This is a genomic window from Yimella sp. NH-Cas1, from assembly GCF_022359705.1.
Lineage (GTDB): Bacteria > Actinomycetota > Actinomycetes > Actinomycetales > Dermatophilaceae > Yimella > Yimella lutea.
Genome location: NZ_JAKSGG010000003.1, coordinates 2,346,663 through 2,358,945, shown reverse-complemented (window position 1 = coordinate 2,358,945; position 12,283 = coordinate 2,346,663). Strand labels below are relative to the sequence as shown.

The following is a 12,283-nucleotide window of genomic DNA, read 5'->3' as shown; positions in this document are numbered from 1 at the left end:
ATCAGGACCAGCTGGGCAGCCACATCCGCGCCTGCCAGTGGCTGTGCGGGATGACCTGCGCGGTGTAGATCGGCCAGAAGAAGACGAACATCGCCACGCAGGCGACGACGATGGCGCCGACCGCGATCATGCCCCGTTTACGGCGCTGCGCGGACGCGTCCGGCGCCCCGAGCAACAGCCCGAGCACGAACACGACGGCAAGCACGACGTACGGGGCGAACGCCACCGAGTAGAACGTGAAGATCGTCCGCTCCTGATAGGAGAACCAGGGCAGCCAAGCGGCCGCGATTCCGGCCAGGATCGCCGGTGCGCGCCAGTCACGCCTGAGCACCCAGTGGAAGATCAACACCACGAGCGCGATCGTGCCCAACCACCAGATCAGCGGCGTGCCGATCGGGTTGATCACCTTCGCGCACTTGGCCACCTCGCAGCCCTCGGCGCCGCGGTTCGGCCACTCGGCGAAGAAGAGCGTCGGGCGCGACTGGATCATCCACGACCAGGGGTTCGACTCCCAGTTGTGCGGGCTGACGATGCTCGCGGCCGAGGTGTACATCTCCTGGTGGTAGTGCCACAGCGACCGCATCGAGTCAGGCATCCAGCCGAACAGCGAGCTGTCCGCAGACAGCCCGGAGTCCTTGTCGGCCGGGTTGTTCGCGGCCCAGTTGCGGCCCCACGCGTCCTTCGACGCGAACCAGCCCCACCAGGTCGCGAGGTAGGTCGCGAGTGCCACCGGGATCATGAAGACCATCGCCGGGAGCGCGTCCTTGAAGATCGTGCCGCTGATCCAGTGGCGGCTGCCGACCGCGCGTCGCGCGCCGAGATCCCACCACACGGTCATCAGACCGAAGAAGACCAGGAAGAAGCCACCCGACCATTTCGTGGCCAGGTCGAGTCCGATGCACAGGCCCGCGACCCAGCGCCACGGACGCAGCCCGAGGAACGGCCCCGACCACGCGGCCTTGTCCTCGGTCCAGGTGCCCTCGATCTTCATTCGAGCGACCTTGTCGGCGAGGATCCCGCGGGTACGTTCACGATCGGCCAGCAGCGCGACGAACGCGGCCAGCGCCCAGAACATCACGATGATGTCGAGGATCCCGGTGCGCGACATCACGAACTCCTGGCCCTCGAAGGCCATGAGTAGGGAGGCGATGGTCGCCAGCAACGGAGAACGGAACAGGTGCCAGGCGGCGCGTCCGGTCAGGTAGATCGCGAGCGTGCCCATCAGGGCGACCGCGAAGCGCCAGCCGATGCTGTTGTCGATGCCGAAGATCCACTCGCCGGCGCCGATCAGCCATTTCCCGAGTGGTGGGTGGACGATGAAGTCGGCCTCGGTGCCGTAGACACCCTGCTGCCAGTTGCCCATCGTGAACAACGAGTCGGCGGCCTTGCCGTCCTGCACCGCTTGGGTCGGCTTCATCTCGTAGCCGTACTGCATCATCGACCAGCCCTGCTTGACGTAGTACGTCTCGTCGAAGACCAGTTGATGCGGGCGTCCGAGTTCCCAGAAGCGAAGGACTCCACCGATCACGGTGACGATGGCCGGTCCGAGCCAGGCCCACAGCTTCTCCTGCGCCGTACGGGGTCGACCGAGCAATCGTCGTCGCAGCGCCTCGCGCTCGGCGGTCAGGGAAGACACCCGGCGAGCGTAATACCCGGGCGAGGGAAACTACGCTGCGACTCATGGCTGAAGGTGTGCTGGTGCTGGCTGCGACTCCGATCGGCGACCCGAGGGACGCCGCGCCCCGGCTCGCCCAGGAATTGCGGGAGGCCGACGTCGTCGCCGCGGAGGACACCCGGCGGCTGCGTCGGCTGATGGACGCGCTCGAAATCACCACGTCGGCGAAGATCATCAGCTACCACGAACACAACGAGGCGTCCCGCTCCACCGAGCTCGTCGACACCGTTGCCCGCGGCGGACGCGTGGTGGTGGTGACGGACGCCGGCATGCCGTCGGTGTCCGACCCGGGTTACCGCGTCGTGGCGGACGCGGTCACCCGCGACCTGCGGATCACCTGCGTCCCCGGGCCGTCCGCCGTCCTGATGGCGCTCGCGGTCTCAGGTCTGCCGGTCGACCGGTTCTGCTTCGAGGGGTTCCTGTCCCGCAAAGCGGGGGAGCGGTCGCGACAGATCTCCGACCTCGCTGCCGAACGCCGAACGATGGTCTTCTTCGAAGCGCCCCACCGGTTGGCCGACATGTTGGAGGCGCTCGCCGAGGGTCTGGGCGCCGACCGGCGGGCAGCGGTCTGTCGCGAACTCACCAAGACCTACGAGGAGATCAAACGCGGCGGCCTGGCCGATCTCGCGCAGTGGGCGGTCGAGCACGCCCGCGGCGAGATCACGGTCGTCGTCGAAGGCGCCCCGGCCGTCCGGACGACGGTCGAGGACGCCGTCCCGCAGGTGCTCGAACTCGTCGCCGAGGGCGACCGCCTCAAGGACGCCGCCGCCGCCATCGCCCAGGAGACCGGGTTGTCCAAGAAGGCCCTCTACGACGCGGCCGTCGCCGCCCGCTGAACCCACGGTGGTCGAGTAAGTGCTCGCTCGCTACTCGACCAGCGTTCGGGGGTCTCGATCGCGGCACTCGCCCTTCGGGCCCCCGTACCTACTCGACCAGTGTTTTCCGGCTACTTGACGTTGCAGAGCGGGTCGTAGGGCAGTCGAATCGTGGCCTCGTCCGGGTCGTCGGTGACGTAACAGACCCACACCTTGGAGCCCTGCCACTCGAACGCGTCCTTGTCCACACGTCCCTCGACCGTGTGCGTCGATGCACCGGCCCGGAACCTGACCTGGAGAGCGAGGTTGTCCCCGTCGGCCGCGCGCGAGGTGACGGTGCCCTCGGTCATCGACCGCAGGGTCGGTTGCCGGGATTGCTGCCACCACCAGTAACCGGCCAGCAGCACCAGCACGAGCCCGGCCGCCATCAGACCGAGCGGCAGTCGAACCGACGGACGCCCGGACGGGGCCGGCCGGCTAGACAAGTGCTTCGGCGTCGCGCCGCCGCCGTCCGTACCGCCGCACCCGACGGATCAGGCGCCACATCACCCACGCCAGGACGGCGAGCGCGACGACGACGAGCACCGGGATGAAGATCGCGATCAACGACAGACCGATGGAACTGACGTCCTCGGCGGTCGACACGATCGGGGCGCCAAGACCGACGGACGCGGTGTTGATCAACGGGCGGGCACTCGCCTTGCCGGCGTGCACGACGGCCGCGATGAGGCCACCGCCGATCGCGGAGATCCAGGGGTTCTCGGTCATGAACGTCGAGTTGTCCAGCGTGCCCGCCGACGAGGTGGCCGCCGCGACCACACCACCGATGGTCGGCCGCACGGCGGTGCCGACGATGTCGTTGAGACTGTCGACCGCCGGGATCTTGTCGAGCACCACCTCGGTCAGCAGCAGCAGCGTGGCGCCACCGATCGCCCACGGCGACTCGATCCACTCGAAACTCGCCGGCAACGTGATCACGTCGCTGAACCGCGCCACGATCGCGACGAGCAAGAACGGGACGTAGGCGTTCAACCCGGCTGCGGCGGACAGGCCGGCACCGGTCAAGGCTGCGAACATTCCGCATCCTCCTGGAAACTTCGGCGACCATCCTGGCGGCGGTCGAACATCCGATGCAACCAACGTAGCGGCGCACCTTCGCATTCCGGGAAAGCCCGCGCGGAGCACACCGATCGCACTCCTAGGATGGGTGACCATGAAGGTTTTGTCCGCAGTTGCCTGGCCGTACACCAACGGTCCCCGCCACATCGGCCACGTCGCCGGTTTCGGGGTGCCCTCCGACGTGTTCAGCCGGTACATGCGTATGGCCGGCCACGACGTCCTGATGGTCAGCGGCACCGACGAGCACGGCACGCCGATCCTGGTGCTGGCCGACAAGGAGGGCGTCGGCGTCCAGGAGATCGTCGACAAGTACAACGCGGTCATCGCCCAGGACCTCACCGACCTCGGGTTGTCCTACGACCTGTTCACGCGCACGACCACACGCAACCACTACGCGGTCGTGCAGGAACTCTTCCGCGGCATCCACGACAACGGATACATGATCGAGCAGACCACGCAGACCGCGGTCAGTTCGGTCAACGGACGCACCCTGCCCGACCGGTACATCGAGGGCACCTGCCCGATCTGCAAATACCCCGAAGCGCGCGGCGACCAGTGCGACAACTGTGGCAACCAACTCGACCCGATCGACCTGATCGACCCGATCAGCAAGGTCGACGGGCAGCCGCCGAAGTTCGTCGACTCCAAGCATTTCTTCCTCGACCTGCCGGCCTTGGCGGACGCGTTGCAGCAGTGGCTGGACGAGGTCGACTCCGCCGGCACCTGGCGTCCGGGCGTCATCAATTTCGCCAAGAACATCGCCAAGGACATGCACCCGCGCGCGATGACCCGCGACATCGACTGGGGCATTCCGATCCCGGTCGAGGGCTGGGACGACAAGCGGCTGTACGTCTGGTTCGACGCGGTCATCGGCTACCTGTCGGCGTCCATCGAATGGGCGCGACGCCTGGGCGAGCCGCAGAAGTGGCGCGAGTGGTGGAACAACGCCGAGATGAAGTCCTACTACTTCCAGGGCAAGGACAACATCACCTTCCACGCCCAGATCTGGCCGGCCGAACTGCTGGCCTACATGGGCAAGGGGGACAAGGGCGGAGAGCCCGGCGGTTACGGCGACCTGCAGTTGCCGACCGAGGTGGTCGCGTCCGGCTTCCTCAACCTCGGCGCCGGCCAGTTCTCGACCAGCCGCGGCAACGTGATCTACGTCCAGGACATGGTGGCCCGCTACGGCCCGGACGCGCTGCGCTACTTCATCTGCGCCGCCGGCCCGGAGCAGCAGGACTCCACCTTCACCTGGGAGGAGTTCGTGCAGCGCAACAACTCCGAACTCGTCGCCGGGTGGGGCAACCTGGTCAACCGCACCGCCGCGATGATCGCCAAGAACTTCGGTGAGGTGCCCGCACCGGGTTCGCTCGAGCCGATCGACGAAGCGCTGCTGGCGCAGATCACCGGTGGCTTCGCGACGGTCGGCGACATGCTGGCCGAGCAGCGCCAGAAGCCGGCCATCGCCGAAGTGATGCGCCTGGTGCGCGAGGCCAACAAGTACGTGTCCGACACCGAGCCGTTCAAGCTCAAGGGCGACGACCAGCGCGAGCGCCTGGCCACCGTCCTGCACACGCTCGCGCAGGCGGTGCTCGATCTCAACACGATGATGGCGCCGTTCCTGCCGCACTCCTGCAACAAAGTCGCCGAGGTGTTCGGCATCACCGAGTTCATGCCGATGCCCCGCCTGGAGCAGGTGCGCGATTTGGACGACGAGTCGCGCGGCTACCCGATCATCACCGGCGAGTACACCTCGACCCCGCGCTGGGAGTCGCGCCCGGTGACCGTCGGCACGCCGATCGCGAAGCCGACGCCGATCTTCACCAAGCTCGACCCGTCCGTGGTCGAGGAGGAGAACGCGCGGCTGGGGCAGCCGCAAGCATGAGCGGCACGCAGGGTTCCTCACATTCGACGCCGCCGGCGGCGCCGGATCCCTTGCCCCTGCCGATCGTCGACAACCACACCCATCTCGACATCAGCCGGGAGGGTCAGGGCCCCGTCGACGTCGCGGACGCGATCGCCGCGGCCAAGCGGGTCGGGGTCAACCGCATGGTGCAGGTCGGTTGCGATCTGGACGGGGCCCGCTGGACGGTCGAGGTCATCGACCGGCATCCGGAGTTGTTGGGCGGCATCGCGATCCACCCGAACGAGGCGCCCAAGCACGAGGCGCGCGGCGACCTGCGCCAGGCGTGGGACGAGATCGAACGGCTGGCCGCGCACCCGCGCGTCCGAGCGATCGGGGAGACAGGCCTCGACTACTTCCGTACGGGTCCGGACGGCGTTGCGGCGCAACAGGATTCGTTCCGATGGCATATCGACCTGGCGAAGCGCACCGGTAAGGCGCTACAGATCCACGATCGCGACTCCCACGACGACGTGCTGCGGATCCTGGCCGAGGAGGGCGCGCCGCAGAAGGTGGTGCTGCACTGCTTCTCCGGCGACGTCGCGATGGCCCGTGAGTGTGTCGACCGCGGTTACTTCCTCAGCTACTCGGGCACGGTCACCTTCAAGAACGCGCGACCATTGCGCAACGCGCTTGCGGTGACCCCGCTGGAGCAGGTCCTGGTCGAGACCGACGCACCGTATCTCACTCCGGCACCCCACCGCGGAGCCCCGAACTCGCCCTATCTGACGCCGATCACGGTCCGTCTGATGGCGGACGTCCTCAATGTCTCCGTGCCCGCGCTGTGCCAGGCGGTCTCGGACAACAGTGAGGCCATCTACGGACCGTGGTGACGCACACCTCGTTACCAAAATTTGACCTTTTGTCGGTCCATGAGTCACGGTTGATGGGCTAGTCCCGTGGTGACACACCTCGGACGCCCGGTCACGTGTGGCCGAATCCCCGGACATTTCCGGGGACCAGTGCGAGAACGTACGGCTCGTCGAAGCCGACACCGATCGCGAGCGTCCGTCGCCGGGGAACCGTACGTCATTGGAGACATTTTGAACTTCCGCACGCCCACCCGCTCGACGACCGTCGCTGCCGCCACCTGCGTCGTGGCCGCACTCAGCCTCACCGCCTGTGGTGGTTCCGGCGACACCGCTGCGAATGCCCCGGTGCCGACGTCCTCGACGTCCAGCGCTGCATCGAGCACCAGCTCGTCCTCGTTCGCCACCTCCAGCTCGACCACCTCGAGCTCGACCACCTCGAGTTCGACCGCCGCCAAGGCGACCACATCGAAGGCCGTTGCCAAGCCGTCCGCGACCGCATCGGCTGCCGCCCCGGCCCGTGCATCGCAGAGCACCCGCGCCGCCCGTTCGGCCGCGCGTCCGGTCCTCAAGACCGTCGTGGAGCACCGCGTTCTGGCGTTCGATGTCGTGAGCCGCAAGGACACCTCACTCGACAAGGGCACCACGAAGGTCGTGCAGCGCGGCGTCGCCGGCACCCAGAAGGTCACGCTGACCCAGACCCTCCTGCAGGGCCGCATCACCAACGTCGTGGTCACCAAGCGCGAGACCGTGCAGCAGCCCGTGAACAAGGTCGTTGCCGTCGGCACCAAGGTCGCGGCTGCGGCTCCCTCGCGTACCGCCCAGGCTCCGGCCACGCCGAAGGCCACCGGTGGCAACACCAGCAACGCGGGCATGTGGGACCGGATCGCCCAGTGCGAATCCGGCGGCAACTGGTCGATCAACACCGGCAACGGTTACTACGGCGGTCTGCAGTTCGCGCAGGGCACCTGGGCCGCGATGGGCGGCACCGCCTTCGCGCCGCGCGCCGACCTCGCCTCCCGCGCCCAGCAGATCACCATCGCCAACAAGCTGTACGCCCAGGCCGGGCTGCAGCCGTGGGGCTGCGCACACGCTGCCGGCTGATCGAGGCACCGTCACTACAGCGGTAATACAGGAAAGTGGGCGCAACAGCGCCCACTTTCCTGTTGTCGTTAGGCTCGCGGAGTGACTGACCAGCCTGCCGCCGACGAGGCTCTGCTCGGGCCTGCCGAGATCCGTGAACTCGCGGCCGGGCTCGACATCCGCCCCACCAAGCAGTGGGGACAGAACTTCGTCATCGACAAGGGCACGGTCCGCAAGATCGTCCGGCTGGCCGGTGTCGGCGCCGACGACGTCGTGGTGGAGGTGGGTCCCGGACTCGGTTCGCTGACCTTGGCGCTGCTGCCGCAGGTACGCCAGGTCGTCGCCGTCGAGATCGACCGGCGCCTGGCCGAACAACTGCCCAAGACCGTCGAGACGATGGCGCCCGCCGTGCTCGACCGGTTGCGCGTCGTCCAGCAGGACGCCTTGACGGTCTCCGAACTGCCCGACCCCCAGCCCACCGCGCTCGTCGCGAACCTGCCCTACAACGTCTCGGTGCCGGTGGTGCTGTCGATGCTGCAGCGCTTCCCGAGCATCGAGAAGGTGCTGGTGATGGTGCAACTCGAGGTCGCCGAGCGGCTCGCGGCCGGGCCCGGCAGCAAGGTGTACGGAGTGCCGAGCGTGAAGGCCGCCTGGTACGCCGACGTCCGCCTCGCCGACAAGGTCGGGCGCAATGTCTTCTGGCCCGCGCCGAACGTCGACTCCGGCCTGGTCTCGATGGTTCGCCGGGAGCCGCCGCGCACCGATGTGCCGGCGGCGCAGGTGTTCGCGTGCGTCGACGCCGCGTTCGCGCAACGCCGAAAGACCCTGCGTGCGGCGCTCGCCGGATGGGCCGGATCGCCTGCCGCAGCCGAAGAGGCACTCGTCCGGGCCGGCATCGACCCGACCCTGCGCGGGGAGCGCCTATCGGTGCATGACTTCGCTGCGCTCGCGGCGGCTCGCGCCGCCCCGTCGAACGCATAGGGTGCAGACATGGCCGCCAAACAACCAGGGGTGACGGTTCGCGCACCCGCGAAGGTGAACCTGTGCCTCGGCGTGGGCCCGGTGCAGGGCGACGGCTACCACCCGCTCGCGACGGTGTTCCACGCCGTCGATCTGACCGACACCGTGACGGTGCGTCCGTCCAAGCGCTGGGAGTGCACGGTCACCGGCCCGTACGCCGACCGCGTACCGACCGGCGCTTCGAACCTCGCGATGCGCGTGGCGCAGCGGCTCGCCGACGAGTGCTTCGAGGCCGGTCCGGTCTCGATGACGATCGACAAGTCGATCCCGGTCGCCGGCGGAATGGCCGGCGGATCCGCCGACGCGGCCGCTGCGATCATCGCGATCGACCAGTTGTTCGACCTGCAGCTCACCAAACTCGACCACCACGAGCTGGCCACCGACATCGGCGCCGACGTGCCGTTCATCCTCGCCGGCGGCACCGCGCTCGGCACCGGCCGCGGTGACCAGTTGGCTCCGGTGCTGACCACCGGTCGCTACGAATGGGTCTTCGCCCTGCAGGACGACGGGCTGTCGACGCCCGCGGTGTACGCGGAGTTCGACCGACTCAACAAGGGACGCAAGGTGCCGCTCCCGCAGGCTCCGGAGGAGATGATCGCGGCGCTGCGCAGCGGCGACCCCCGCGAGCTCGCGGGCGCCCTGTCCAACGATCTGCAGGAGGCGGCGATCTCCCTCATGCCGAAACTGCAGAAGACGATCGACACCGGTTTGGCAGAAGGCGCGCTCGGTGCGATCGTGTCCGGCTCCGGCCCGACCGTGGCTTTCCTGTGTGCCGACCGTGCGGCTGCTCTCGACCTGATGGTGGGGCTCACGGCCAGCGGGGTCGCGGACGACGTGGTGTCGGCCGGTGGCCCGCACCCGGGTGCGCGGGTCGTTTCGAATATCCGAACTGTCTGAAGGATCGATGGCGAATCTCATTGCTGCCGAGCGGATTTCGCTTGCGCTCGGCACCCAGCAGTTGCTCGACGAAGTTTCTCTCGGTGTAGGCACCGGTGACCGGATCGGCATCGTGGGCCGTAACGGTGGTGGCAAGACCACGCTGCTGTCGGTGCTCGCCGGCAAGCAACCGATCGATTCGGGTCGCTTGACTCGCACCGCAGGTCTCACCGTCGGGGTGCTCACCCAGCAGGACGGCCTGTCGCCCGAGTCCACCGTCGCCGAGGCGGTGCTCGGTGATCTCGCCGAACACGAATGGGCCGGTCAGGCCCGAGTCCGGGAGATCCTCGACGGCCTGCTCGGCGGGGTCTCCTTGTCGGCGGTCGGCGGTCACGACGCACGCGTCGGACCCTTGTCGGGTGGTGAGCGGCGTCGAGTTTCGTTGGCGCGCTTGCTGATCGACGACCCCGACGTGCTGCTGCTCGACGAGCCGACCAACCACCTGGACGTCGAGGGCGTGCAGTGGCTGGCGACCTACCTGTCCACCCGGCGGGCCACGGCGGGCAACGCGCTCGTGACCATCACCCACGACCGGTGGTTCCTGGACGCCGTCGCCACCCTCACCTGGGAGGTCGTCGACGGACGGGTCGAGCAGTACGAAGGCGGATACGCCGCGTACGTGCTGGCGAAGGCCGAGCGGTCACGGGTGGCTGCGGCCACCGAGGACCGTCGACAGAACCTTCTGCGCAAGGAACTCGCCTGGCTGCGAAGGGGAGCGCCCGCCCGTACCTCGAAGCCGAAGTTCCGCATCGACGCTGCCAACGAACTCATCAAAAGCGAGCCCGACCCACGCAACGAGGTCGAACTGGTGCGTTTCGCGACGACCCGTCTCGGCAAGGACGTCATCGACCTGCTGGACGCGTCGGTCAGCGTGGGTGATCGCGAACTGATCACCAAGCAGACCTGGCGGCTGGCGCCCGGCGAGCGCACCGGCATCGTCGGAGTGAACGGCGCCGGCAAGTCGACGCTGCTGCGCGCGATCGCCGGCCTGCACCCGCTGTCGGCCGGCAAGCGCAAGGAGGGCCGCACCGTCCAATTGGCCTTCCTGACCCAGGAACTGCGCGAACTGGACGAGGTGATGGGGCTGAAGGTGATCGACGCGATCACCGAGGTGAAGTCGTACATCATGCTCGAGGGCAAGGAGACGAGTGCGTCGTCCCTGGCCAAACGCTTGGGGTTCAGTGGCTCTCGTCAGCAGACCCGGGTTTCCGATCTCTCCGGTGGAGAGCGTCGCCGGCTGCAGTTCCTGCGGTTGCTGATGACCGAACCCAATGTGCTGATGCTCGACGAGCCCACCAACGACCTCGACATCGAGACGCTCACCTCGATGGAGGACGTGCTGGACGGCTGGGCCGGCACCCTGCTCGTCGTCTCCCACGACCGGTACCTGCTGGAGCGCATGTGCAACCGTCAGGTCGCGCTGTTGGGCGACGGACGCATCCGTGAACTACCCGGCGGCGTGGAGCAGTTCCTCGAACTTCGTTCTGCCGCAACGCGATCGGAGACTTCCACGGCGCCCACGTCAGCGTCGGCCGCTGCCGCGGCGTCCGCCGGTTTGTCGGCCGGAGAGGTCCGCGAACTTCGCAAGACCGTCGCCCGTCTCGAGAAGTCACTGGCCCGCAGCGCCGAGCGCGAGCAGCGGTTGCACCAGCAGTTGCTCGAGGCCGCGACCGATCACGTCAAGGCGGCCGAACTCGACGCGCAGTTGCGGGAGGTACACGCCGAACGCGATCAACTCGAGATGGAATGGCTCGAAGCGGCTGAACGACTCGACGACTGACGCGTCCCGAAGGGTTACCTTGGGGGGAGTGCTCGGCAGGGGGTCGAGCGCCCGGAGGGGGAGCCATGCGAAAGATCGCAGTCACGGTCACATTGGCGAGTGCGTTGGCGCTCACGGGATGTCAGGACAACAAGGTCAATCCGGCTCCGACGTCCGGCACGGGCAGCGCGAGCACCTCATCGAGCACGAGCACGAGTTCGGGTGTGGCACCGACGTCTACGTCGAGCACGAGCAGCAGCGAATCGTCCTCTGCGGCACCGGCGGTGGGCAGCAAGGTCCCGGGAGCGACCCTGGCGCAGCAGATCCACGCGGCGCTCACGGACGCCAAGACGGTGAAGTACTACTCCGGCAACCTCGGTTCTGCGCAGAGTTCGTCCCCGAGCTCGAACAGCCTCACCGACACGGTGCAGCTGAAGCTGGACGACCCGATGACGGCCGCCTTCACCGACGGCGGTTCGAGCAAGCGGGACGTCATCGCGGTCGACGGTGTGGTCTACGGGTATGACCGCCGGTCGAAGAACTGGGTGAAGCAGTCCCAGACACCGAGCCCGCTGGAGCAACAGTTCGTCGCCACGTACACCTCGCAGATCGCAGAGCTCGACCCGCGCGTGGCCGCCGACATGCTCAGTGCGGGCGAGGCCGTGGTCAAGGGGCAGACCACCATCGGCGGCGTCCAGGCCACCCACTATGCGGTCATCGCCACCGGTGCTGCACTGATGGACAAGCAGGTCGCCTCGATGAAGGCGCACGGTTGCGACCTGCTCGCGGTGCCGGAGATCAAGAAGTCGTTCGACAAGGCGAAGGCGAAGGATGGCGCCACGCAGTACACGCTCGAGGTCTTCCTCGACCCGCAGAACCGGCCGTTGGTGTACCTCGAGCCGACGAAGGGGGGCGGCTCGAAGTCGGGCCGCGACTACGCGAAGTACACCGGGTACGGCGACGAGTTGAGTATCGAGGCGCCCTCGTCGTGGAAGACCTTCGCCGAGGTGGAGAAGCTGTCCCCGACGGCGTCTGCCCGCACATCCAGCTCGTCCTCCTGAGGTTCGGGTCACGGTTGCGTGACAATGGCATCCGAATGGAGTGTGCCGTCGTAATCTGATCAGGCACGGTTCTCGCCGTCGCAACGTCAGCAAGGGGAGAGTC

Annotated in this window: 12 protein-coding genes; 8 read left to right on the top strand and 4 right to left on the bottom strand. The window is 67.7% G+C overall.

Features of this window, described 5'->3' with window-relative positions; genetic code table 11:
• Position 1 precedes the first annotated feature (1 nt).
• Positions 2 to 1,636, bottom strand: coding sequence for a phospholipid carrier-dependent glycosyltransferase (locus MF407_RS11630; RefSeq protein WP_239702367.1), 1,635 nt, complete (start codon positions 1,634 to 1,636; stop codon positions 2 to 4).
• Positions 1,637 to 1,680: 44 nt separating this feature from the next.
• On the opposite strand from MF407_RS11630, the gene rsmI reads away from it, so the two are divergent.
• Positions 1,681 to 2,511: a 16S rRNA (cytidine(1402)-2'-O)-methyltransferase gene (gene rsmI, locus MF407_RS11625; RefSeq protein ID WP_239702366.1), complete on the top strand. Its 831-nt coding sequence runs from the start codon at positions 1,681 to 1,683 to the stop codon at positions 2,509 to 2,511.
• A 110-nt stretch (positions 2,512 to 2,621) separates the two neighbouring features.
• On the opposite strand, the gene MF407_RS11620 is transcribed toward rsmI, so the two are convergent.
• On the bottom strand, positions 2,622 to 2,918 hold the full coding sequence (locus MF407_RS11620) for a DUF3592 domain-containing protein (RefSeq protein WP_239702365.1): 297 nt from the start codon (positions 2,916 to 2,918) through the stop codon (positions 2,622 to 2,624).
• Between the two features lie 49 nt (positions 2,919 to 2,967).
• Positions 2,968 to 3,567, bottom strand: coding sequence for a DUF4126 domain-containing protein (locus tag MF407_RS11615; protein WP_129625317.1), 600 nt, complete (start codon positions 3,565 to 3,567; stop codon positions 2,968 to 2,970).
• 136 nt (positions 3,568 to 3,703) lie between these two features.
• Here MF407_RS11615 and metG point away from each other — a divergent pair, with 136 nt between their 5' ends.
• The 6 genes from metG (at position 3,704) to MF407_RS11580 (ending at position 11,140) form a co-directional block, all read left to right on the top strand.
• Positions 3,704 to 5,494 (top strand): methionine--tRNA ligase, encoded by a 1,791-nt coding sequence (gene metG / locus MF407_RS11610; protein WP_239702364.1) that lies wholly within the window; start codon positions 3,704 to 3,706, stop codon positions 5,492 to 5,494.
• Positions 5,491 to 6,345, top strand: a complete 855-nt coding sequence (locus MF407_RS11605; protein WP_129625319.1) for a TatD family hydrolase — start codon at positions 5,491 to 5,493, stop codon at positions 6,343 to 6,345. The genes metG and MF407_RS11605 overlap by 4 nt, the downstream gene beginning before the upstream one ends.
• 210 nt (positions 6,346 to 6,555) lie before the next feature.
• Positions 6,556 to 7,425 carry a resuscitation-promoting factor gene (locus MF407_RS15640; RefSeq protein ID WP_275578255.1) on the top strand — a complete coding sequence of 290 codons (870 nt, stop codon included), beginning with the start codon at positions 6,556 to 6,558 and terminating at the stop codon, positions 7,423 to 7,425.
• 81 nt (positions 7,426 to 7,506) lie between these two features.
• A complete protein-coding gene (gene rsmA / locus MF407_RS11590) occupies positions 7,507 to 8,385 on the top strand; it encodes a 16S rRNA (adenine(1518)-N(6)/adenine(1519)-N(6))-dimethyltransferase RsmA (protein WP_239702363.1) in 879 nt (292 codons plus the stop codon).
• A gap of 9 nt (positions 8,386 to 8,394) precedes the next feature.
• A complete protein-coding gene (locus MF407_RS11585) occupies positions 8,395 to 9,321 on the top strand; it encodes a 4-(cytidine 5'-diphospho)-2-C-methyl-D-erythritol kinase (RefSeq protein ID WP_239702362.1) in 927 nt (308 codons plus the stop codon).
• A gap of 7 nt (positions 9,322 to 9,328) precedes the next feature.
• Positions 9,329 to 11,140: an ABC-F family ATP-binding cassette domain-containing protein gene (locus MF407_RS11580; protein ID WP_239702361.1), complete on the top strand. Its 1,812-nt coding sequence runs from the start codon at positions 9,329 to 9,331 to the stop codon at positions 11,138 to 11,140.
• 121 nt (positions 11,141 to 11,261) lie between these two features.
• On the opposite strand, the gene MF407_RS11575 is transcribed toward MF407_RS11580, so the two are convergent.
• On the bottom strand, positions 11,262 to 11,414 hold the full coding sequence (locus tag MF407_RS11575; RefSeq protein ID WP_239702360.1) for a hypothetical protein: 153 nt from the start codon (positions 11,412 to 11,414) through the stop codon (positions 11,262 to 11,264).
• Here MF407_RS11575 and MF407_RS11570 point away from each other — a divergent pair.
• Positions 11,404 to 12,180 (top strand): hypothetical protein, encoded by a 777-nt coding sequence (locus tag MF407_RS11570; RefSeq protein WP_239702359.1) that lies wholly within the window; start codon positions 11,404 to 11,406, stop codon positions 12,178 to 12,180. The two genes, MF407_RS11575 and MF407_RS11570, sit on opposite strands and share 11 nt — an antisense overlap.
• The last annotated feature ends 103 nt before the right edge of the window (positions 12,181 to 12,283 follow it).

What these genes read in the sequence shown, in the direction of transcription:
- rsmI (WP_239702366.1), top strand. Translation starts at nt 1,681, where the DNA reads ATGGCTGAAGGTGTGCTGGTGCTGGCTGCGACTCCGATCGGCGACCCG.
- MF407_RS11580 (WP_239702361.1), top strand. Translation starts at nt 9,329, where the DNA reads ATGGCGAATCTCATTGCTGCCGAGCGGATTTCGCTTGCGCTCGGCACC.
- MF407_RS11585 (WP_239702362.1), top strand. Translation starts at nt 8,395, where the DNA reads ATGGCCGCCAAACAACCAGGGGTGACGGTTCGCGCACCCGCGAAGGTG.
- MF407_RS11620 (WP_239702365.1), bottom strand. Translation starts at nt 2,918, where the DNA reads ATGGCGGCCGGGCTCGTGCTGGTGCTGCTGGCCGGTTACTGGTGGTGG.
- metG (WP_239702364.1), top strand. Translation starts at nt 3,704, where the DNA reads ATGAAGGTTTTGTCCGCAGTTGCCTGGCCGTACACCAACGGTCCCCGC.
- MF407_RS11605 (WP_129625319.1), top strand. Translation starts at nt 5,491, where the DNA reads ATGAGCGGCACGCAGGGTTCCTCACATTCGACGCCGCCGGCGGCGCCG.
- MF407_RS11615 (WP_129625317.1), bottom strand. Translation starts at nt 3,567, where the DNA reads ATGTTCGCAGCCTTGACCGGTGCCGGCCTGTCCGCCGCAGCCGGGTTG.